Source organism: Martinezella sp. CNPSo 3964 (assembly GCF_057784375.1).
This window is the reverse complement of sequence record NZ_JBXSOW010000004.1, coordinates 323,475-346,158: the sequence shown is the minus strand read 5'-3', so window position 1 is coordinate 346,158 and position 22,684 is coordinate 323,475. Positions and strand designations below refer to the sequence as shown.

Sequence of the window (22,684 nt, the reverse complement as noted above, 5' to 3'; positions counted from 1 at the left end):
GCGCCCCGAATTATTCGGCGGCTACGTCCCACGGGGCGATCCCCGAGCCAATTTCGCTAGTGCAGCCATCCAGCGCAATTGCGATCCCACCCAAAGGATACTCCTCCGAGTCAGAGGCGGCAGCTCTAATTCTGAAGCCTTCGGCGATCGGCGGCAACGCTGTCTCAACAAGAGCTGCCATGATCGGTTGTTCGAGATACTCGAACAACCGAGCGAAACTACCGCCGAGAACAATCTCCTGAGTGTCGATCGCATTCAACAGATTTCCAAACACCAGGCCTAAGTACTTCCCTGAATTCGTGACAATGGAAACCGCATCTTCGTCACCAGCGCGCAGGCTCCGATAAAAGTCGGAGATTGCCAGCTGGGCGTTTCGTGATTGGGAAAAGTCCGCAAGCATGCTCATCTCGTCGGCATACTGTGCCAAACATCCGCGCTGACCGCATGTGCACGGACGTCCATCGGGCACCACTTTCATATGTCCCACCTCGCCGGATAGGCCTCGTGCCCCACGATGTATTGCTCCATCAACGAAGATTGCGGCGCCGATGCCGCTTTTATCTCCAGCCGCCTCGCCTTCAACATAGAGGAAATTGGGAAGGGGTTTCTTTGGTGAGAAGAATAGTTCCGCCAGCCCGGCACCATTTGCATCATTGTCAACAAAAAGCGGCACGCCGAGGTGGGCTTGTCGGAGGTATTCGAGCGTCACGTCCGTACCGTAGAGCGGCGGCATCACCTCGTCTGGCGAAAATCGCGACACCATGCCCGGTGCGGACAGGCCAACCGCCCGCACATGCTCGATCGACCTGCCAATACTTTGCGCACCCGCGACAATACCGTTGCGCAGGTCGGTTACCATTTGACTTGCCTCTTTCGCTCTCTCGCGGACTAGCGTGGAAACAGGAACTCCATCCAGCCCCGCCACGACGATACGCAGCTCGCGGCGTCGTATATGCACACCAATGAGCAGGCCGCCATCCCGCGAAAGCTGCAGGACGTTGCTTGGACGCCCGCGCCTGGTGGAGTTATCTCGAGTGACTTCGATCAGGCCTGCAGCGTGGAAGTTCTTGATAATTTCGGATGTGGTAGATCGGTCGGTGCCAACGATGTGAACGAGGTCACGCTGTGTCACCTTAGGATTTTGTCGGATAGCATGGAAAACCGCTAACGCATGCACGTGTCTGATGTCGGTGGATTTCAATTGGCTCACTTGGGGTTATCAAGAAGACGGCGAAGAAATTTTTTAGCGTTGGAACAATGCCACCCATCGTTCAGAGAAGCAATGAAAAGCAAGATTTTTCAGGGCATCGGAAAAATTAGCGATCCGTTCGACTACTAAAGTTTGTTCGCTTTCATGGACTTGGGTATCCTTCCAAGCTGCAAGCTTACTTAGTATATGAAAAATAATATTTTTACCCGATTCTTCGTTAACTCTCTCTCAAGGGAACATCGACGAATTCCGCTCATGTTCTTATTGACTTTTTCCGACCCTCTGATTTAAAAATAGAAGGTCGAGTTGTCGCGGTGACGCGCTCCTTCGAGATCAATCAACTCCCGATGGGAAACCATCGCTCCAACCGTCGAGTAGGAACCCAATGGCAAACAACCGACGTTCAATCGCTTTAGGAAGCGTGCGCAAGTGTTGAGTGTTCCGATTACGATCGACCAGGTCAGTAAGTCTTATGGTTCCGTCAAGGTGATGAACGATATCTCTTTGACAGTGAGTGCTGGCGAGTTCCTTGCCCTTTTGGGTCCCAGCGGCTCCGGTAAGACCACGATCTTGATGTCGATTGCTGGCTTTACGGACATCGACGAGGGTGTGATCAAGATTGGTGATACGGACGTCACTCGCCTGCCACCTCGCAAGCGAAACATCGGCATGGTTTTTCAGAAATATGCCTTGTTTCCCCACATGACCGTGGCTCAGAATGTGGCCTTTCCACTGCTTCAGCGCGGAGTGTCCAGGGACGAAATTGCCGGCCGCGTCGCGGACGCAACGAACATGGTAGGCCTGAAGGGGTTGGACGAACGTTTGATCCCACAGTTGTCAGGCGGCCAGCAACAGCGTGTCGCGCTTGCCCGAGCACTGGTGTTTCGGCCGCCCGTTCTCCTGATGGACGAACCGCTGGGCGCGCTCGACAAGAAGCTTCGCGAGCACCTGCAGGTCGAGATCAAGGACATTCAGCGCAAGACTGGCACGACCGTTATCTTCGTGACGCATGATCAGGGCGAGGCGCTTGGCATGGCCGATCGATTGGTCGTGCTCAACCGCGGCCGGATCGAGCAGGTTGGCCGCCCCGAAGATCTTTACGAGGCGCCGGAAACGGCCTTCGTGGCCGACTTCATCGGCGAAACAAATATCATTTCGGGAGAAATAGATGGCGTGAGCGGTAACGAAGTTGCTGTTCGCATAAAGGGAGGGGAGAAGGTTCTCGCCTTGGCGCCCGTCGACGTCAACGCGATGGGAAGGGCCGTCGACGTCATCGTTCGGCCCAACAAGATCCGTGTCAGCCAAGACACGGCGACCTGGTGTCTCCCGGCGACAGTTGTCTCGTCCTCGTACTTCGGGGAATTCGTGAGTGTGCGTATGCAACTCGCGAATGGACAGGCGCTAACCGTCAAGGAAGCGCCTTCAACCAGACGCTCGGCCGGAGATGCCGTTAGCCTAACATGGGAGACCACAGCGGCGCGAACATTCGTTCGGCCCTGATCAAACGTATTAAGGGAGCAGAAAATGGGGAACTTTACATTAACTCGTCGCAGTGCATTGGTGGGAACGACCAGTCTTGCCATCATCGGCGCCATTGACCAACTGACTGGCAAGGCTTTTGCGCAAAATCTTAAGGGCACGGGCGAAGTCGTCGTCTACGACGGCGGAGGGGCCTGGGGCGAGGCCCAGCGTGCCGCATATTTCGAGCCTTTCGAAGCAGAAACCGGCATCAAGGTCGTTCCGGCAGCGGATCAGCCAATCGGAGCGACACGGACCAGCGTTCTCGCGGGGGCGCCCGCTTATGACGTCACCGACATGGCCGGTGGTAACATCGACCGGTTCGTCAAAGACAGCCTCCTCGAGCCGATCGACTGGTCGCTCATGGCGCCGGGAACAAAGGAGCTCTTCTCGCCGATTCCGGCCACCGATTACGTAATTCCATCGCTTTTCTACTCGATGGTTCTCGCATTCGACAATGAGGCGTTCCCTGGCGAGAAGCCCAAAAACTGGGCCGACATGTGGGATTTCAAGCGTTTCCCCGGCAAGCGTGCACTCTTTGATGGCAGCAAGGATGCTGTGGGTGGCGCTGTTTTCGAAACGGCGCTGCTGGCCGATGGCGTGGCGCCCGAAAAGCTCTATCCACTGGATCTCGACAGGGCGTTTGCCAGCTTGACCAAACTCAAGCCGGAAGTGCTGAAGTTCTGGGTCGCGGGCGCCGAACCCGCCCAGATGCTGGCCGATGGCAGCGTAGCGATGACGGGCGCCTTCAACGGCCGCATTGCCGCGCTGAAGCAAAAGGGTGCCGACGTCGACCTCAGCATGGAACAGGCCATTCTCGAATGGGATGCCTGGGTCGTCCTCAAGGGCGCTAAGAACAAGGAAAACGCCATGAAGTTCATGGCCTTCATCGCGCGTCCGGAACAGCAGGCCAAGTTCTCCGAACTCATCAGCTACGGCCCGACCAATCCGCGCGCCTTCGATTTCATCGCGCCCGAGAAGGCAGCCATGCTGCCGGGCAATCCCGCGACGGTGAAAACCCAGGTGGTGCAGAACTACAGCTGGTGGAACGAGACCGACTCGGCTGGCAAATCGAATATCGATCGTGCCGTCGAGATGTGGCAGAAGTGGGCAACCAAGTAAATGGCCAGGCCCATTCATGCCATCAGCAGGATCGGTGGGGGGGTGCGTAGCCCCCTCTCTCTTCCTCTTGCCTATCTCGGACTTTTTTACGTGTTGCCCGTGGCGATGATCGTCGGCGTCAGCATCCTGCCTGACGGACACCTGTCCTTCGATCGCTACGTCCTGATGCTGACCGATGGCGTCTATCTCAGGGCCGTCTGGCGCACCATCTACCTGTCGGCAATAGCCTCGCTCGCCTGTCTGCTGATCGGCTATCCCTATGCCTATATGCTGACCAAGATGAGGGGCGTGGTTCAGCGGGTCTTCCTGCTACTGACCCTGATCCCCTTCTTCACAAGCATCCTCATCCGCACCTATGCCTGGATCGCCATCCTGGGCAACAGGGGTCCGGTCAATGCGGCGCTCAAGTTTCTCGGACTGATCGACTCGCCGATTCCGCTGGTCTACAATCAGGTCGGCGTTCTTATCGGCATGACGCAAATCCTGCTGCCGCTGATGGTTTTGACGCTCTATTCCTCGATGAGCCGCATACCGATGGACCTGCGCGAAGCGGCAGACAGTCTCGGTGCGCATCGGGTAGTCAGCTTCGCCAAGATTTTCTTCCCTCTCAGCGTGCCCGGCATCATTTCCGGCCTCGGCCTGACCTTTACGAGTGCGTTGGGCTTCTATGCCACGCCGGTGATGCTGGGCGGTCCGGGCGATCAGGTCGTCACGCAGGCGATCGATATCCAGCTCAACACGCTCGACGACTTCGCCGGTGCCGGCGCGCAGGCCGTGATCCTGCTGCTGATCGTCTCGGCCGTTCTGATCCTGTTGCGTCGCTTCATCGGCAGCACCGTCGATGCCGGCGATGTCTCGAACCTGCGTTCGGCGTCGAAGCGTCACTTCGGCGGCACGACGTGGGAGAACATAGCCTGCTCCGCCGAATGGCTGCTAGACGGCCTCTACCGGCTGGGCAATGTCGGGATCTGGCTCAACCTGGTCCTGACGGTCGTCTTCCTTTCGGCGACGATCCTGACGGTCATTCCGCTCGGCCTCAGCAGCGACGAATTCCTTCGCTTCCCGCCTCGCGGCTATGACGGACGCTGGATCGCGGAATATTTCCGCAACGCCGACTGGCTGCAGTCGACCTGGTTCAGCATCTGGCTCAGCGTCTGCGGCGCCGGCGTCGCGTTGGTGCTAGGCTCGATGGCAGCATATGGCATGGTCCGACTGAACAGGCGCAACACGGCGCTGGAAGTGTTCTTGATCTCGCCGATGATCGTGCCGCAATTCGCCATCGTACTCGCACTCTACTTCCTGTTCATCAAGCTTAACATCATCGGCTTGCCTATCACCTATATCCTTGCATATGGCCTCTTTGCGTTTCCGACTGTTTTCTTGGTCATGTACGCGTCCTTCCAACGGTTCGACATGTCGGTGGTCCAGGCGGCGGCGATTTCGGGCGCGCGTACGCATGTGATCTGGCGATCAATCATCGCGCCGCTGATGGCCAGCGCGATGTTGAGTGCCGCCATCCTCGCCTTCCTCCTGGCATTCGACGACCTCATCGTCGGCCTGTTCTTTAGCCGTAGTGGGCGATACACGCTTCCGATGCGGATGTGGGCAGATATCCGCGTGGAAATCAGTCCCCAGATCGCAGCCGTGGCAGTGGTCTTCTTCGCGGTAGCGGCGATTGCAGGCCTGTTGTTCGGGCTGTGGTCGCTTCTTCAGGCCAGGCGGCGGGCGACATTACGGTGAGAACAGGAAGTGGCCGGGATCGGCCGCGGATCGCCGTGCCCAAATTTCCGGATTGCCAAGAGACGGCGGGTCATAGGACTCGCTGGGAACAACAAGACTACAACGACCCTAACGAAAGTATCGAATATGCCAATCTCCCTTAGAACGATCGACCTGCCAACATTCGGAACACCCGTCGTTACGCCTGCTATCCCTCGAAAGGTCTACGACGCCAGGGCCAGCGCCCTGCTCAAGAGCGCGGGGACCGATTGGGTAGCAGTTTATAGCGACCGCGAACATCTTGCCAACTTTGCCTTTCTGACCGGTTTCGAGCCGCGCTTCGAAGAGGCGTTGCTGCTGCTCGGCTCCAACGGCCGGCGTGTTGCACTCTGCGGCAATGAAAGCATTGACTACGCACGGCTTGCGGAACTTCCCGACCTTGAGACAGTGCTTTGCCAGAGCTTCAGCCTCATGGGCCAGGACCGGTCGGTGGCGCCGTCGCTGAAGGTTGTCCTGGACGAAATCGGCGTGCGGGGTGGCGACACCATCGGCGTTGTAGGCTGGAAATATCTCTGCGCGGCGGAATGGAACGAAAGTGCGCCGAGCTTCCAAGTCTCGGCCTATGTCATCGACAGCCTCAAGCTCGCAGTCGGGGCAGGGGGGCAACTGACAGACGTCACGGCCGCGCTCATGCATCCGGAAACCGGTCTGCGCGCTGTCGTCGACGTACATCAGATCGCCGCCCATGAATGGGGCGCTGCCCGGGCATCGGATGCGGTCTGGCGCATCGTTCGTGGTATCAAGCCAGGCGACAATGAATTCCTGGCGGCCTCCCGGATGGGCTATGCCGGCGAGGAACTGTCGGCCCATGTCATGTTCGCCTCCGCACCGGCCGGGACGCCCGTCGTCGGTCTGCGCAGCCCGAGAGGACGGACGTTACGCCGCGGCGACGGTGTCACCACTGCTGTGAGCTTCTGGGGTGGTCTGTCCTCGCGCGCTGCGTTGCTCGACACGAACAACGAGGAGTTTCTCAAGGCCGCGAAAGCCTATTTCAGCGGCGTCGTCGCGTGGTACGAAACCGTTCGCATCGGCACGAGCGGTGGGGAAATCTTCGATGCCGTCGTCCAGGTGCTCAAGGACGGTGGTCTCAAACCTGCCCTCAACCCCGGCCATCTGGTGGGGCATGATGAGTGGGTCAACACGCCCATTTATCCCGGCTCCGCCGACAAGATCGTCTCAGGCATGCCGTTCCAGATCGACATCATCCCCACCCCGATGCCTGTAGGGCAGGCGCTCAACATGGAAGATGCGGTCGCCATTGCCGACGCGAACCTGCGCGCGGAGCTCGCGAGGCTCTATCCCGAGATTGCCTCCCGCATCGCCGCGCGCCGCGACTTCGTCCAGAGCCAGCTCGGCATTTCGCTCGATCCGAGCATCCTCCTCCTCTCCAACACGCCGCTCTGCCTCGCGCCGTTCTGGCTCTCCCCGGACCAGCTCCTGACGCGCGATTAACGCAATCGGCCGCCGCCCAAGCGGGTCGCGGCGGCCGCCAACATAACGGGTATGCCACGATGCAGTTTTCACGGGCCGAGTTTGACGAACGCATTTCGCGTCTCAGGGCCGAACTCGAACGGCGCAATCTCGAAGCGCTGTTGATCGACGACTCTGAAGTTACCGCCTATTTCACCGGTTCGGAAACTGCCCTGACGCTTTTCCGTGGGGGCATCATCCCGCTCCGTGGCGAGCCCTTCTTCGTCCTACGGCATCTCGACGTACCGCCCATGCGCGATCGCACCTGGATCAAGGACATTACCGGATTTCGGGACTGGGACGATCCGGTCGCGCTGCTGGCCGAGAAGATCCGGTCGCACGGCTTGGATCGCGCCCGGATCGGCGTCGATTTTGGCAGCCATACTCTGACCATCAAGGCCTTTGCCGATCTCAAGGCGGCGCTGCCCGACATCGAGTTTGTCGATACCGACCGGTTGGCCTGGAGGGACATGAGGCGCATCAAGTCCGCAGCGGAACAGCAGAAGCTCGCCCGCGCAGGCCACATCGCTGACCGCGCTTTCGCCGAGGTGATAGCGGCCACCCGTCCGGGGATCACGGAGCGTGAAGCGGCCAAGATCGCGGTTTCGACCTATATCGAGGAAGGCGCCGACACCGGCACGGTGGGCGTGATCACGGCAGCCAAGTCGAGCTGGGATTTTCTGCACGGCCATCTGCACGACGACCCTTTGCAGGTCGGCGATGTCCTGCATCTCGAACTATGCGGCCGCTATCACGGTTATCAGGCCCGCGCCATGCGCGACGTCTGCATCGGCCGCCCCCGGCCGGAACTGGTGGAGACGGCAGACACCCTGATCGCTCTCCAGGATCGCCAGATCGCCATGCTCCGGCCCGGCGTGCCGGCCAACGAAGTCGACGCGATCCTTCGCCAGGGCGTGCTCGATGCCGGATTGCGCGAAAGCTACGACAACATCACCGGCTATACCGTGGGCTTCTATTCGGAATGGTACATCGAGGCGAGCGACTTCGCCTGGACCTTTACGCCGGCATCCACCTGGACGGTCGAGCAGGGCATGGCGTTCCACATGTACACGTCCGCCAATGGATTTGCGATCAGCGATACCGTCGTCGTCGGTCCGGACGGTCCGCAATTTATGACCACGACCGAACGCAAGCTGTTCGTGTCGCGGCAGGGATAGAATTCGATGATCGTCGACATCAATGCGGATATCGGGGAAAGCTTCGGCCCTTGGAAGATGGGCCATGACGACGAGATTCTCGCCATCGTGACCAGCGCCAACATCGCCTGCGGCTTTCATGCCGGCGATCCGGCGGGCATCCTTTCGGTGCTTCGGGTCGCGAAGGAGCCTGGCGTAGCGATCGGCGCGCATGTCGGCTATCGCGACCTCCACGGCTTCGGGCGGCGCGCGATGACGCCGTCCTACGAAGACCTGTTCGCCGACGTGATCTACCAGATCGGGGCGATCCGCGGCCTGGCCGATGCGGCCGCCGCCCGCGTGGCCTATGTCAAGCCGCATGGCGCGCTCTACAACGCCATTGCCCGGGACAAGGCCCAGGCCCGTGCCGTCATCGACGCTATTAAGGCGATCGATCCCGGCTTGGCCATGCTGGCTCTGGCCGGAGCCCCGATCATCGGCTGGGCGGGCGAGGCGGGCCTCGATACCGTGGCAGAGGCCTTTGCCGACCGGGCCTACAATGCTGATGGCAGCCTGGTGAACCGCAACCTGCCCGGCGCGGTTTTGCACGATGCCGGCGAGATCGCCGATCGCATGCTCGAACTGGCCACCGACGGGACGATAAGGGCGGTCGACGGAACCAGGGTGCCGATCGAGGCACGGTCGATCTGCGTCCACGGTGATACGCTGGAGGCTGTTGAGATCGCCGGCCGGCTGCGCACGACCCTGTCTTCCAACGGCATCAGGCTTGGTAACTTTGTCGAGAGTCGTCATGGCTGATGAGATTTCTTTTCGGCCGCTCGGGATGGACGGCCTGCTTGTCGAACTGGCCGATCTACAATCGACGCAGGCATTGCTTCTCGCCCTGAAATCGGCCCCGATTGTAGGCGTCCACCAGATCACGGCCGGCGCGCTCAGGTTCGACCGGTCGATCGCATCAGCCCGTTCGATCGAGTCCGAGATTGCGGCCAGAGACCTGTCATCGGTCGAGACGATTGCAGGCGAAGTGGTGGAGATACCCGTTACCTATGACGGCGAGGATCTCGGCGACTGTGCCGAACGTCTCGGCTGGACGGTCGAGGAACTCATCCGACGGCATTGCGAGGCGACATTTGCGGTGGCCTTCATGGGCTTTGCCCCCGGCTTCGGCTATCTGAACCCGGTCGATGCTTCCTTCGACGTGTCGCGCCTGTCGACCCCGCGCCGCCGCATCCCGGCCGGTTCGGTAGCCATTGCCGGCAGGTTTGCTTGCGTCTATCCGTCCGACAGCCCCGGCGGCTGGCGCCTGCTCGGGCGGACACCGCTCAGGATGTGGGACACCGCGCGACTCCGGCCCGATCTCGAAGCCGACTTTCCATGCTGCCGGCTGATCTTGTTGACGTGGTTACTCAGAAGACTGATGCCTTCGTCTGTCGGGCGGGGCGACGGCCAAGTCTCGATTCTGTCGCGCCAGGACGTACTCTGCCAGTTCGTCAGTCCAATCTCTGGGATGATCGCCACGGCGTCACCCACGCGAACTGGGTCTCGAAGCCCGATAGGTATTCAATGTTGGCTTCAGATATTAGAATGATCGCATCGATCCCGGCCTTAGTCATGGCTGTTCGGGTCCGCTCGATCCGTGTCTCGAACTCATCCGTGTGAAGGGAGCCATCTCGTTCGTCGCGATCCTAGTCGTCGTCGATTGAAGTGCCATCAGTTCGTTCCTCCATTCAGAATAGATGACAGGAAGCCCCACGTGCAGGCCTCCTGCGGATCGGTGAACATCTGGTCCGGTGATCCCTGTTCAACGATCCGGCCCTTGTCGAAAAAACAGACCCGGTCGGAAATCTCGCGGGCAAAGCGCATCGCGTGCGTGACGAGCAGCATCGTTAGGTCGTGCTCGTGAGCCAACGAACGGATGACCCCGAGGACCTCGCCGACAAGTCGGGGTCGAGCGCTGACGTGGGCTCATCAAAGAGCAGGACCTTGGGTCGCATTGCGAGCGCCCTGGCAATCGCCACCCACTGCTGCTGGCCGCCGCTCAATTGGCCGGGAAAGGATTGGGCCTTCGCATCCATGCCTACCATCTTTAGGAAATCCATGGCGCGGGCCTCGGCCTCGCCCCTCTTCATTCCCAACACCGATATCGGTGCTTCGATAACGTTGCGAAGGACAGTCATGTGAGGGAACAGGTTGAAGCTCTGGAAGCACTGCCGACGTTTCGACGCACCTCCTGAAGGTGCTTCTCCGATGCCTTGAACGGGCCTTTACCGTTTGCCTCGTGATAACTGACGCCATTGAGCGTCAAGGTCCCTCCCTGGAAAGGCTCCAACGTCATCAGAATGCGCAGCACTGTCGACTTGCCCGAGCCGCTCGGTCCGATAAGCGTAACTTTGGCGCGAACGCCAAGGTCGAACTTTCCAAGAACCCCATGATGGCCATAGCGCTTGGACACCTGGTCGAACTTGATGAATTCGCTTATTTGAGGGCAATTCCTTTCTTAGGAATGATGCGTTCGGCGCGGCGGAGCAGACCGTTGTCAGGACGAGGAAAATGGCACCGACGACGGAGAGCGGCACCGAATACTCGAAGGTTCGGTCCCCGATGCGATTGGATAGGTTGAGTATTTCGACGACGGTGATCGTCGAGAGGATCGGCGTGTCCTTCATCATCGAGATGAGATAGTTGCCGATCGCCGGGGTGATGCGCGGTACGATCTGGGGGATTACCGCCTTAGAGTAGACGCGTGCCCGGGAGAGGTTGAGGGCCGTGGCCGCCTCCCACTGGCCTTTGGGTAGCGCCTCCAGGCCTGCCCGGTAGACTTCGCTCATGTAGGCGGCGTATTGCAGACCTAGAGCCATGCAGCCAGTCCAGAAAACGGGGAGCACGAGGCCGTATTCGGGAAACACGAAATAAAGGAAAAAAGCTGCATGAGGAGCGGTGTGTTCCTCAGGGACTAGACCACATTATCTCGTCATCAACAGGCGCCGTGTGGTCCGGGACGAGGTGAAAATTTTCAAGAAATGGCCGATCAAGACCCCCCATCTGCGATAGCGGCGGTACATGAATGATAAGAATCTATCACATGCTTCAGTGTTGAATGGCCGCAGACTCTTCTTCGAGTTGGAACCTTAACTAATTCTCAGAAAACGAAAAATCTAGGTCATTCAACAATGTTTCAAGCTCGTGAGAGCTGCCTGAAATGTAATCCTTTTGGCCCAAATCGATAAAAAATTATCGCGCCTTTAACAGATTATCGTGATCCTCATCGTTAATGTCGGATGAAGACATACGCGGCGCTATGACGGCATTCGCTAAAATAAGATGATATTTTGAGCCATTCCGGCCAATTTGCGCCCGCACTAGTTGCTGGAATTTTTGAAGGACCGATGCTGTGAAAATCCGTTTCAACCTAATGACCAAGATTCTGGTGGTGGCGTCGCTCGTCGTCGTTGCTGCTTTTTGTAGCTTTTCCGTTTATATCGATTCGCTCCAGCGTCAAGCTACAAGGGACGCAGTTTCCGAAGAGATCGAAACAGCTGGCCAGCAGGCGGCGCAAAGCATCGCGAACTGGCTCAACGCGCGTATCATGCTGACAGAGCTCTCCGCCAACGGCATAACTGAAGGTGAAACCACGAAGGAGATTTCGGAAACCTTCACAAAGCCAGTACTGCAAAGAGAGTTCATCTTGAACTATTATGGTGATGAGCAGGGCATGTTCACGAATGTGCCCAATCGCGCTACGCCCTCGGGCTACGACCCCCGCATCCGGCCCTGGTACAAGACAGCGGTCGAAGCTGACAAGCCGGTCATTACCGACCCCTACATAAGCGCAAGCTCGGGCGAGCTCGTGATCACCGCCGCCCTTCCGGTCAAGAACGACAAAAGGCTCATCGGTGTTGTTGGGAGCGATTTCTCCATCAACGCCATGGCCAATATGATCAAATCCGTGAATCTCGGTGGCAATGGTTCAGCATTTCTCGTGAAGAGTGACGGAACAATTCTTGTTCATCGCGATGGGAAACTGGTGACAAAAAAGCTCGCCGATGCCTTCCCGGAGGCTACACCCGCAATCGACGGCGGTCTCGCGGAAACGACTTATGGCGGCAACTCGGTTCTTGTCCATTTCCTCCCCATTCCGGGCATTCCACGTTCGGACTGGTACCTTGGCGTCCAGATGGACCGGAACCTTGCCTTCGCGGCGATCGGCCGGTTTCGCGTCGCAGCCACTGTTGCAACTCTGATCAGCGTCATTGCTATGATCATCGTACTTGCTGTTTTCCTGTCCAGAATTGTTGTTCACCCGGTACTTCAAATGACTGGGACGATGAGTGCTCTGGCGGGTGGAGATCTGTCTGCCGAGATTCCGGCCACCCGCAGAAAGGACGAGCTCGGAAATATGGCGGCTGCCGTCGCAGTATTCCGCGACAATATGATTCAACGAGGCCGTCTTACCAAGGAAGCCGACGAAACCCGCTTGCGAACTGAAGAGGAACGACGCGACCGCGAGGCAATCAAGGCTCAGGAGGCGGAAGAGGTCGCCTTCGCCGTAAAATCGCTCGCAAACGGGCTCGACCGCCTGGCCAATGGGGAGCTCGATCATCAGATCGGTGTCCCCTTTGCCGGCCACCTCGATACGCTGAGGGTCGACTTCAATACGGCCGTTGAAAAACTACACGATGCACTCTCCTCCGTTGGCACCAACGCCCGCGCAATTGATTCGGGCGCGAGGGAGATTCGAACCGCAGCCGATAATCTCGCCCGTCGAACGGAGCAACAGGCGGCGTCGGTCGAGGAGACGGCTGCAGCCTTGGAGGAGATCACAACGACGGTCAAAGACAGTGCTCGCCGCGCCGAAGAAGTGGGCCTGCTTGTAATGCGGGCACGGTCAGGCGCAGAACGATCCGGCGATATCGTTCAAAGGGCCGTAGACGCCATGCAGATGATTGAAAGATCCTCAAACGAGATATCCAATATCATCAGCGTTATCGACGATATTGCCTTCCAGACAAACCTGCTTGCTTTGAACGCCGGCGTCGAAGCGGCACGGGCAGGGGAAGCTGGCAAGGGGTTTGCCGTCGTCGCCCAGGAAGTACGCGAACTTGCGCAGCGTTCCGCAAATGCGGCGCGGGAAATCAAGTCGCTGATCACCGCGTCGGGCCTCCAGGTGAAGAACGGTGTCACGCTCGTCAACGAGACGGGCAAGGCCCTCGAGGAAATTGTCCGCGAAGTGCAGGAAATCAACGGCAACGTCGAAGCGATCGTCCAGACCTCCCGTGAACAGGCTTCTGGCCTCCATGAAATCAATACGGCGGTCAACACGATGGACCACGGCACGCAGCAAAACGCCGCGATGGTCGAGGAACAGACGGCCGCAAGCCACGGTCTTGCAATGGAAGCAGCAGCACTGAGTGCGCTGCTTTCACGGTTCCGTATCAGAGGAGCATCCGCAGCTCATCCTGTCGCACTCAAAGTGGTTGCCTGAACGTGTCGTGAAGTAACGCTCTCGGAGCTGCTCAGCAAGGCTTCGAAACTTGCCTCCCTATGGGGCAAGCAAGCCGTGCTCTCAGAAAAGCACGATCGAATGCGTCAGGCCGATAAGTTAATATCCCTGATCAGATGACCGCGGTTTCCCGAAGGAGACCGCGGTCATCTTGTCTTTTGCCGCGATCGGGCACTGAGCAGGTCCTCCAATGTCATCAATAGCAGGGATTGAGGCTTCTTCCCCAGATTTTATTGCTTGAATTGACTTTCGTTCCGCAGGAGGCTTACTAGAGCGTAGATATAGTGCTGCGATGATGGTTTGCGGTCGCCACTCAGATGCGGAACGACACGTTGGATAGAACGACTGACGAGGGAAGATGCCCGGCAGAGCTTGTCCCGTATATCAAAATTGTCGAATATCTCGGCAAGGTTCTCGGCCCCAACTCCGAAATTGTGCTTCACGATACGAGCGATCTCGGCCGTTCAATTGTTGCGATCGCCAATAGTCATGTGAGCGGCAGAAAGGTGGGGGGGCCTGCCACTAATCTTGACTTGCGCATCATGCAAGGCCCACAGGCTCGCAACGTCGACTTCATTGAGAACTACCCTACAGTATCGCGCGATGGGCGTGCGCGAAGATCGTCTACTTTTTTCATCAAAAGCCAGTCCAATGAGATCCTGGGCCTACTATGCATTGATGTCGACACCGATCCGCTCGTTCGCGCTAGGGATTTATTGGATGAGCTCGTGAGGACGAAGCCACTGGCTGAGCGTCAAAGCCATACTGAACGCTTTAGCACAACCCTCGATGAACTAACGCTGGACATCATTAACGAACAGGTCGCCAAAGCCGGAATCGACCCAGAGCAGATGACCCCGGATGAGAAGCTATCCGTCGTCGAGCGTCTTTATATATCTGGCGTATTTCAACTGAAAGGCGCGATTTCGAGGACAGCATCCGCGCTGAGTTGCTCCGAACCGACTGTCTATCGATATTTGGGGAAGATCAGGGCGAGTGCCCGCTAGAGGGGGCGTAAGCGGCAGACATCAAACCGAGTGGATCCTGTGATATCTGCAGCGGCTTTCCTATGGCGAAAAATTGCACTGCCGTTTGCAAAATTAGCGAATTCCCACCTCTACCAAATAGGCGGATAGACTCTGCGCGATTCAATGAAGGAGGAGGTTGTCTTCATGTCGCAAGCTTACCGTGATACCACGAAGGGCCTGGACCTTCCCCGTCTGCGTGCTGAGACCCCGGGTACCAAGAATAGGAATCATCTCAACAACGCAGGCGCAGCTCTCATGCCGAGTCCGGTCGTTGAAGCTGTTACGGGCTACCTGAAACGTGAGGCTGAAATCGGAGGATATGAGGCGGCAGCTGAAGCCAACGGGACGCTCGAAGGAGCATATGACAGCCTTGCTTGCTTGGTAAATTCCAAGCCCGACGAAATAGCAATAGCTGAAAACGCGACGGTTGCGTGGCAACGCGCCTTCTATTCGCTAACCTTCAAGCCCGGAGACAGGATTCTGACCGCGAGCGCCGAATTTGCGGCGAATTATGTGGCTTTCCTCCAGGTTGCTAAGAGAACCGGTGCGACAGTAGAAGTCATTCCAAACGATCCTCTCGGTGTCCTGGATCCGGACGCCTTGGAAAAAATGATTGATGATCGTGTACGCTTGATTGCTGTTACATGGATTCCTACCAATGGCGGGCTTATCAACCCTGCAGTCGCGGTCGGACGCATAGCCCGTAAACACAATATTCTCTATTTGCTCGACGCATGCCAAGCCGTCGGTCAAATGCCCGTCGACGTGGCCGACTTGGGCTGCGATATGTTGACCGCGACCGGCAGGAAATTCCTTCGCGCTCCCAGGGGAACTGGCTTTCTTTATATTCGCAAGTCGCTGCTGGAAAGGTTGGAGCCGGCAATGATCGATCTTTATGGTGCTCCCTGGGTCGCACCTGATCGATATGAGTTGCGGCCTGACGCAAGGCGTTTTGAAACATGGGAAAAAAATTACTCCGTTCGTGCTGGGCTACGAGCGGCTGTGGATTACGCGCTCGAAATCGGACTGAAGGACATCGAGGCACGTTGCAGGGTACTCTCGTCGAATCTACGCGAAGGTCTCAAGCATGTACGATCAGTATCCGTTCATGATCTTGGAGCCGATCTCGCCTCCATCATCTCGTTCAGCGTCGGTGAACTGAATTCGCTGGATGTCATGGCGCGACTAACGGAAAAAGGCATTAACGTATCCGTGTCACCACCTTCGAGCACGCTGATGGACGCTACTATGCGCAATCTCCCACCGGTAGTCCGTGCGTCCCCGCATTACTATAATACCGATGAAGAAATAGAGAGCTTCCTCGAAGCCGTCGCTCAGATTGCTAACTGACAGGTGCGATACATCGATGCCGCAGTCACGCATGGCCGAGTCATAAGGCCGGCTAAAAATCGCAAACGTGAATTCCCAAGCATACGAAAATTTTGTCGTAAGTTCGTCAACCTGAACCTCTGCCAGTGGCACGCGCCCATGCTAACTTCCACGGAGACCAAACATGCAAAAAATCGAAACAGAAGCAGCTCCCAAGGCCATTGGTCCGTACTCTCAGGCTGTCCGTCACGACGGACTTTTGTTCGTATCAGGCCAGCTTCCATTAGATCCGAAGACAGGAACGATATGGGGAGATAACGCCGCGAAGCAGGCTCGCCAATGCCTCGAAAATTTACGCGCGATTGCCGAAGCGGCGGGGGCTGATATGACCAAGGTTGTCAAAACAACAGTCCTATTGGTCGATCTGGCTGAATTTGCTGCGGTCAATGACGTTTATGCTGGTTATTTTAGCGATCCATTTCCGGCGCGAGCTTGCTATCAGGTGTCGGCGCTTCCGAAGGGCGCCCTTGTTGAGATCGAGGCAATCATAGCATTGAAATGATTCGCGCAGCGTTAGCAGGCTTTTTGTGATGGTAAGAAGCCTGAAGCGTCTTCATGGACGCGGTTCAAGCGGACAAGTAGAGATGCAGCCGCAAGGCGCGCGCTATTTATTGCGCGGAAAGAGCACTCGCGATTACAAATCGGAGTGTGAGGTTTTGAGGAGGAAACAATGTCGGAGAAGATCCATCCTGTGACGAAACCGGTCAAGGCACGCGCCCTGATCGACAAGGCGAAGTACCAGAAATGGTATGAGCAGAGCGTCGAGGATCCCGACAAGTTCTGGGGCAAGCACGGCAAGCGCATCGACTGGTTCAAGCCCTATACCAAGGTCAAGAACACGTCCTTTACCGGCAAGGTTTCGATCAAGTGGTTTGAGGACGGCGTCACCAACGTCTCCTACAATTGCATCGACCGGCATCTGAAGAAGCACGGCGATCGTGTCGCTTTCATCTGGGAAGGCGACAATCCCTATATCGACAAGAAGGTCACCTATAACGAGCTTTACGAGCAGGTCTGCCGGCTGGCGAACGTGCTCAAGAAGCACGGCGTCAAGAAGGGCGATCGCGTCACCATCTACATGCCGATGATCCCTGAAGCCGCCTATGCGATGCTGGCCTGCGCCCGCATAGGCGCGGTGCATTCGGTGGTCTTTGGCGGCTTCTCGCCGGAGGCGCTTGCCGGCCGCATCGTCGACTGCGCATCGACCGTCGTCATTACCTGCGACGAAGGCGTTCGCGGCGGCAAGTCCATTCCGTTGAAGGAAAACACCGATACGGCCATTCAGATCGCCGCCAAGCAGAAGGTTGCGGTCAAGACGGTGATTGCCGTGCGCCGCACCGGCGGCAAAGTCGGCTGGGAGCCTGGCCGCGATGTCTGGTATCACGAGGAAACCGCCAAGGTGAAGGCGGATTGCCCGCCGGCGAAGATGAAGGCGGAAGACCCGTTGTTCATCCTCTATACCTCCGGCTCCACCGGCAAGCCGAAGGGCGTGCTGCACACGACGGCCGGCTATCTCGTCTACGCGGCGATGACGCATGAATACACGTTCGACTATCACCCCGGCGATATCTACTGGTGCACGGCCGATGTCGGCTGGGTCACCGGTCACTCCTATATCGTCTACGGGCCGCTCGCCAATGCCGCGACCTCGCTGATGTTCGAAGGCGTGCCGAACTATCCCGACCAGGGCCGCTTCTGGGACGTCATCGACAAGCACAAGGTCAATATCTTCTACACCGCGCCGACGGCGATCCGCTCGCTGATGGGAGCCGGCGATCATTTCGTCAAGCGCGCCTCGCGCTCCAGCCTGCGCATTCTCGGCACGGTCGGCGAACCCATTAATCCAGAAGCCTGGGAATGGTATTACAAGGTGGTCGGCGACAGCCGCTGCCCGATCGTCGATACCTGGTGGCAGACTGAAACCGGCGGCCACATGATCACGCCGCTTCCAGGCGCGACCGATCTCAAGGCCGGCTCGGCCACCCTGCCCTTTTTCGGCGTGCAGCCGCAGCTGGTCGACAATGAAGGCAACGTGCTGGAAGGGGCGGCCGACGGCAATCTCGTCATCGCCGACAGCTGGCCGGGCCAGATGCGTACGGTCTACGGCGACCACGAGCGCTTCATCCAGACCTACTTCTCCACCTACAAGGGCAAGTATTTCACCGGCGACGGCTGCCGCCGCGATGAGGACGGTTACTACTGGATCACCGGCCGCGTCGACGATGTGCTGAACGTCTCGGGCCATCGCCTCGGCACGGCGGAAGTGGAATCGGCGCTGGTGTCGCACAAACACGTGTCCGAAGCCGCCGTCGTCGGCTATCCGCATTCGATCAAGGGTCAGGGCATCTATTGCTATGTGACGTTAATGGTTGGCCTCGAGGGCTCGGATACGCTGCGGCAGGAGCTGGTGAAGCATGTCCGCGCCGAAATCGGCCCGATCGCCTCGCCGGACAAGATCCAGTTCACGCCTGGCCTGCCGAAAACACGCTCCGGCAAGATCATGCGCCGCATCCTGCGCAAGATCGCCGAAGACGATTTCGGCGCGCTCGGCGATACCTCGACGCTCGCCGACCCGGCTGTCGTTGATGATCTGATCGCCAACAGGCAGAACAAGGCTGATGCGGCTTGAGGCCCAAAGAGCTTCATACTTTCCAGCACGGCGCCCTCTTAAAAATATCTAAGATCATGCCGTAGAATCATAGATATGAGCTCATTCCGATAGTCGGAATATCATCGCCAAAGCACCATGGGACGAATTTACTCACGACTTCGCTGAGCCGATGCTCCTCTCATCCATGGCGTTCGACAGCAAGTGGGCCTCCGCAGGCTCTCTATCCAATGGGCAGGCCGTCATCGCCGTCCTGCCCATTGAACTCGATTACTTCTGGCAGCTCCTTATGACCAAAATCCTAATCATGGGCTTGGCCGCCTTGTCCTTTGATATTGCGTGGGGTTACGCAGGCATCTTAAGCTTCTACCAAGCCCTGTTTTTTGGCATTGCCGGCTATGGGCGTAACGCCCACGCGTAGTATCCGGTCGCGATCCATCGACTGAAACAGAAACGGCGGACGCACCATTGCCCCGCCGAACTCTGGCGGAGCATACATGGCACGGATGCTGATTTGTCCGTCTGCGTTAGGCATGACCCGTGGCACAACTCAACTGGACCAGGAAAACTGTCCCAAACTGGACGTTGGAGTTAGACCAGATGGATGTTAGATAATGATAGTCGCAAACGTTGCCGCATGGGTGCGTTTGGAGTGCGTCCGTGTGCAAGATCCCAGCAATCAATAGAACCTGTTCTATGCCTGTTTTTATCTCCCTGTTGCCGGCCAAGGTGTCGGCGCCGCACTCCGGTAAAGCGCCGATTCCAGCCTGTGCAAAGAATTCGGCCAATCAGGCTGGTGCGGCTTTATTTCCGATGGGAGCAGAAGGGAGATGGGCGGCGCTTATTGGAATCGCTCGGCGCTGGCTGTCTGAATCAGGTGTCGACCTGCGATGCTTGATCCCTTTTGTGCCAGTCTGGTACCAGAAGAAGCGCAAGACAACCGGGCCGATGAAGGGAGGTTCGCCCAGGCTGGAATATTCTGTCGCTTCCTTGCCGACATAGCATTCTGGTCGTTCCGGCCGAAAGATTTACTTTTCAGCTTATTCTATCCGGCGTCGGAACCGTCGGGTGAGCTTTCTTTATCTAATAGGAGAATACCTATGCGAGTACATTTTATCGTGCACGAAGCATTCGAGGCGCCCGGAGCATATGAGATCTGGGTGAAGGACCGTGGATACGAAGCAACTTATTCGCGCGTCTACGAGAACAAATCGCTGCCGGAGACCGCGGAAGGTATCGATTTGCTGGTGGTAATGGGCGGTCCGCAATCACCGGAAACCAGCACAGAGGAATGCCCGCATTTCGATGCCGCCAAGGAGCGCGCCTTGATTGGAAAATGCATCTCCGCAGACAAAGCCGTTGTTGGCATCTGCTTGGGCTCGCAGTTGATCGGAGAGGCCTTGGGCGCCACCTATGAGCACAGCCCGGAAAAGGAGATCGGAAAGTTCCCAATTATCTTGACACCCGAAGGAAGGGTGAACGACAAAGTCGCGCATTTCGGCGATACACTAAACGTTGGGCACTGGCATAACGATATGCCCGGCTTGACTGAAAACGCAAAGATCCTTGCCCTCAGCGAAGGATGCCCACGCCAGATCGTCGAATACAGCGATCGAGTCTACGGCTTCCAATGCCATATGGAATTCACTCCGGCCGTGATCGAATTGCTAATCGCAGCATCAGAAAGTGAACTGGCAACGTTGAAGGATTATCGGTTCGTCCAGCAGCCCGATGCTCTGCGCGCTAACGATTATGATGAGATGAACCAAAAGTTGTTCGGTTTCCTGGACAAGCTGATGCAGACCTACGCGTCGAAGCATTAAACGTTCCGGCCGCAACGATGTCCGCAAACTCGCGATGGACAAGACGGGATTCTCGTCTTGTCCGGACTTGCCATTCAGCTTTGCGAAAAAGAGTGCGACCGCATCCGAATGGGCCGCGACCTAATTGTCGAGGGGGGCCGGGAAAGCGATTTTCCCTATCTATTGAACAAGCCAAAGACTTCCTGAGGCGAATTCATCAGCTTAGCTGAGAATCGAACACAGGAAACTTCCTGCGGGAGGGGCCGCTTGCTGCGATCGACAAGTCACTCATGCCCAAAGAATCTTTTATCTCGTTGCACCCGTCAATCGCAGTATGGTCGGAGCTGCCGCCATTTTGCAACGCGGGCTATCGGACCTGGCAAGAGTAACCTTTGAACAGGACCTAGCGATAACACCCCACCAGCAAAGCAAAATGAGATGTTTCGCACGGTCACCTTTGATCTCATCGCTCGATCCGACAACGCTTTCGTCCACGAAGTATACTTCTTCCTTTCGCAAGCATTTCGTGGCATTTGGCTCGTCGGAGTTCATTTCTCAACCCGAACGCCCATGGGTCGTAACGTCGTTTTGCAAACATCGATAATGAGGTCCGCCAAGATGTGGACTCCTCGTTCGATCTGTCGAACGTCGAGTGCGGCATAGCCAAGCACCAAGCCAAACCGGTCGGATAATTGGGTTATCGTTCCAGGATCATAGAGCGGCAAGATCGAATACAATCCCACGCCGGCGCGGCCCGCTTCCCTCAAGAGTACCTCACCCAATTTCTGCGGGACCTCTTTGAACCAAACTACGATGTGAAGTCCGGCATTTGCGCCTTCAACTTCAATTGCATTGCCGAATCGATGAAGCAAAGCGTTGAGAAGTGTGGTGCGCCGCTCATGGTTGAGACGTCGTATTCGTCGCACATGACTTTCATAAGCGCCGTTCTCAAAAAGATTTGCCAATGCCTCTTGATGGAGCGCTGGCGTGTGTCGATCAGTCAGAAGTTTTGCCGTAGCGAAGACTTCGCTCAATTGCGGCGGAACAACAAGATAGCCTATGCGCAGTCCCGGGGCGAGCGTCTTCGAAACCGTTCCCAGATAAATGACGTTTTGCGTATTTTCCAGTCCGAAAAGTGAGGGAACGGGACTGATATCATATCGAAATTCACTGTCGTAATCGTCCTCTACGACATAGGCGCCGAAGGCCTCGGCCCACTGGAGCAGTTGGTGGCGACGTGACACAGGCAGGACACCGCCCAACGGAAATTGATGAGAGGGGGTGACGTAAGCCAACCGGGCGTCGACATTCTCCAACTGCGTGGTATTCAGTCCCGAATCATCGACCGGGATCGGTATGGCAGACGCGCCGCTGCCCGCAAAAATCTGGCGGGCCATGTCATAGCAAGGATTCTCGATCACGAATTTGTCGCCGGCGTTGAGAAGCAAGCGCGCACACAGATCTAAACCCTGCTGTGATCCGTTGACTATGATAATCTGGGCAAGGTCACATCGAATGGCCCTCACACGCCACAAATAGCCCTGCAGCGTTGTTCGAAGTCTTACCGATCCCCTAGAGTCGCTATATGTCAATCTGTCTGGTCTGCGCTTCATCGCTTCGGACATCGCTCGCTTCCATGCCGCTCCCGGGAAATCCGTTCCCGCCAAATCACCGTGGCGGAAGTCGGCTATGGACTTTGAAGCATGATCGGCGGACCACGGTGAGAAACCGCGTATTCGCTCCCCATATGAAGAAAGACGTACAGGACCATTTCGGTGGTTGTCCCTCTGCGCTTTCGGTCTATCTACGACGGCCTTGACGACACGGGGCCGCACGCCATGTTGTATCTCGATAAAACCTTCAGCTTCGAGTTGCTCCAAGGCGACGGTGACGGTCGTGCGGGATACGCCCAGTTCCTGTGCCAGACCTCGTGACGAGGGGAGTTGGCCACCGTCACCGAAGGCACCTGCCGATATCTGCTCTTTTAGCGCCAAGTATATCTGGTATGCCCCGGGACGGCGGGCGGTCGACGTGATTTCTAACTGGCCCATCTTATCTGCCTGGAACTGGATATTAACAGCACGCCAGTCTGGGGCTATTT

Annotated in this window: 16 protein-coding genes and 3 pseudogenes; 14 read left to right on the top strand and 5 right to left on the bottom strand. The window is 57.3% G+C overall.

Annotated elements, in window-relative coordinates:
- Window positions 1–10: 10 nt before the first annotated feature.
- Complete coding sequence (locus AC13Q5_RS15585; RefSeq protein ID WP_488502272.1) at window positions 11–1,210, bottom strand: ROK family transcriptional regulator; 1,200 nt, start codon at window positions 1,208–1,210, stop codon at window positions 11–13.
- Between the two features lie 489 nt (window positions 1,211–1,699).
- Here AC13Q5_RS15585 and AC13Q5_RS15580 point away from each other — a divergent pair, with 489 nt between their 5' ends.
- The 7 genes and pseudogenes from AC13Q5_RS15580 to AC13Q5_RS15550 all read left to right on the top strand — a co-directional run.
- Window positions 1,700–2,710 (top strand): ABC transporter ATP-binding protein, encoded by a 1,011-nt coding sequence (locus AC13Q5_RS15580; protein ID WP_488502443.1) that lies wholly within the window; start codon window positions 1,700–1,702, stop codon window positions 2,708–2,710.
- A 24-nt stretch (window positions 2,711–2,734) separates the two neighbouring features.
- Entirely contained in the window at window positions 2,735–3,850 is a 1,116-nt protein-coding gene (locus AC13Q5_RS15575) for an ABC transporter substrate-binding protein (RefSeq protein ID WP_488502271.1), read from the top strand.
- Window positions 3,851–3,892: 42 nt separating this feature from the next.
- Window positions 3,893–5,590, top strand: a complete 1,698-nt coding sequence (locus AC13Q5_RS15570; protein WP_488502270.1) for an ABC transporter permease subunit — start codon at window positions 3,893–3,895, stop codon at window positions 5,588–5,590.
- Between the two features lie 126 nt (window positions 5,591–5,716).
- Entirely contained in the window at window positions 5,717–7,081 is a 1,365-nt protein-coding gene (locus tag AC13Q5_RS15565) for a M24 family metallopeptidase (RefSeq protein WP_488502269.1), read from the top strand.
- 59 nt (window positions 7,082–7,140) lie between these two features.
- Window positions 7,141–8,277, top strand: a complete 1,137-nt coding sequence (locus AC13Q5_RS15560; RefSeq protein ID WP_488502268.1) for a M24 family metallopeptidase — start codon at window positions 7,141–7,143, stop codon at window positions 8,275–8,277.
- A gap of 6 nt (window positions 8,278–8,283) precedes the next feature.
- Window positions 8,284–9,054 carry a LamB/YcsF family protein gene (locus tag AC13Q5_RS15555; RefSeq protein WP_488502267.1) on the top strand — a complete coding sequence of 257 codons (771 nt, stop codon included), beginning with the start codon at window positions 8,284–8,286 and terminating at the stop codon, window positions 9,052–9,054.
- A pseudogene (locus AC13Q5_RS15550) lies at window positions 9,047–9,598 on the top strand (5-oxoprolinase subunit B family protein); the annotation flags it as partial. The gene AC13Q5_RS15555 and the pseudogene AC13Q5_RS15550, both read left to right, overlap by 8 nt.
- A 148-nt stretch (window positions 9,599–9,746) precedes the next feature.
- Here AC13Q5_RS15550 and AC13Q5_RS15545 read toward each other — a convergent pair.
- The 3 genes and pseudogenes from AC13Q5_RS15545 to AC13Q5_RS15535 all read right to left on the bottom strand — a co-directional run.
- Window positions 9,747–9,869, bottom strand: a complete 123-nt coding sequence (locus AC13Q5_RS15545) for an aminopeptidase P family N-terminal domain-containing protein (protein WP_488502266.1) — start codon at window positions 9,867–9,869, stop codon at window positions 9,747–9,749.
- 97 nt (window positions 9,870–9,966) lie between these two features.
- Window positions 9,967–10,735: pseudogene (ehuA, locus tag AC13Q5_RS15540) on the bottom strand (ectoine/hydroxyectoine ABC transporter ATP-binding protein EhuA).
- A gap of 109 nt (window positions 10,736–10,844) precedes the next feature.
- Window positions 10,845–11,141 (bottom strand): annotated as a pseudogene (locus AC13Q5_RS15535) (ABC transporter permease subunit); the annotation flags it as partial.
- Window positions 11,142–11,647: 506 nt separating this feature from the next.
- On the opposite strand from AC13Q5_RS15535, the gene AC13Q5_RS15530 reads away from it, so the two are divergent.
- The 7 genes from AC13Q5_RS15530 to AC13Q5_RS15500 all read left to right on the top strand — a co-directional run bounded on the left by AC13Q5_RS15530 (window position 11,648) and on the right by AC13Q5_RS15500 (window position 20,604).
- Entirely contained in the window at window positions 11,648–13,738 is a 2,091-nt protein-coding gene (locus tag AC13Q5_RS15530) for a methyl-accepting chemotaxis protein (RefSeq protein ID WP_488502265.1), read from the top strand.
- Window positions 13,739–14,088: 350 nt separating this feature from the next.
- Window positions 14,089–14,763: a helix-turn-helix transcriptional regulator gene (locus AC13Q5_RS15525; protein ID WP_488502264.1), complete on the top strand. Its 675-nt coding sequence runs from the start codon at window positions 14,089–14,091 to the stop codon at window positions 14,761–14,763.
- A 165-nt stretch (window positions 14,764–14,928) separates the two neighbouring features.
- Window positions 14,929–16,134 (top strand): aminotransferase class V-fold PLP-dependent enzyme, encoded by a 1,206-nt coding sequence (locus AC13Q5_RS15520; RefSeq protein WP_488502263.1) that lies wholly within the window; start codon window positions 14,929–14,931, stop codon window positions 16,132–16,134.
- A 163-nt stretch (window positions 16,135–16,297) separates the two neighbouring features.
- Window positions 16,298–16,675 carry a RidA family protein gene (locus AC13Q5_RS15515; RefSeq protein ID WP_488502262.1) on the top strand — a complete coding sequence of 126 codons (378 nt, stop codon included), beginning with the start codon at window positions 16,298–16,300 and terminating at the stop codon, window positions 16,673–16,675.
- Between the two features lie 168 nt (window positions 16,676–16,843).
- Window positions 16,844–18,802, top strand: coding sequence for an acetate--CoA ligase (gene acs / locus AC13Q5_RS15510; protein ID WP_457881501.1), 1,959 nt, complete (start codon window positions 16,844–16,846; stop codon window positions 18,800–18,802).
- Between the two features lie 166 nt (window positions 18,803–18,968).
- Complete coding sequence (locus tag AC13Q5_RS15505) at window positions 18,969–19,202, top strand: hypothetical protein (RefSeq protein WP_488502455.1); 234 nt, start codon at window positions 18,969–18,971, stop codon at window positions 19,200–19,202.
- A 469-nt stretch (window positions 19,203–19,671) separates the two neighbouring features.
- The gene (locus AC13Q5_RS15500; RefSeq protein ID WP_488502261.1) at window positions 19,672–20,604 is read left to right on the top strand and encodes a type 1 glutamine amidotransferase; all 933 of its coding nucleotides are present in this window, start codon (window positions 19,672–19,674) and stop codon (window positions 20,602–20,604) included.
- 527 nt (window positions 20,605–21,131) lie between these two features.
- Here AC13Q5_RS15500 and pdxR read toward each other — a convergent pair.
- Window positions 21,132–22,634 carry a MocR-like pyridoxine biosynthesis transcription factor PdxR gene (pdxR, locus tag AC13Q5_RS15495; protein ID WP_488502260.1) on the bottom strand — a complete coding sequence of 501 codons (1,503 nt, stop codon included), beginning with the start codon at window positions 22,632–22,634 and terminating at the stop codon, window positions 21,132–21,134.
- Window positions 22,635–22,684: the final 50 nt, after the last annotated feature.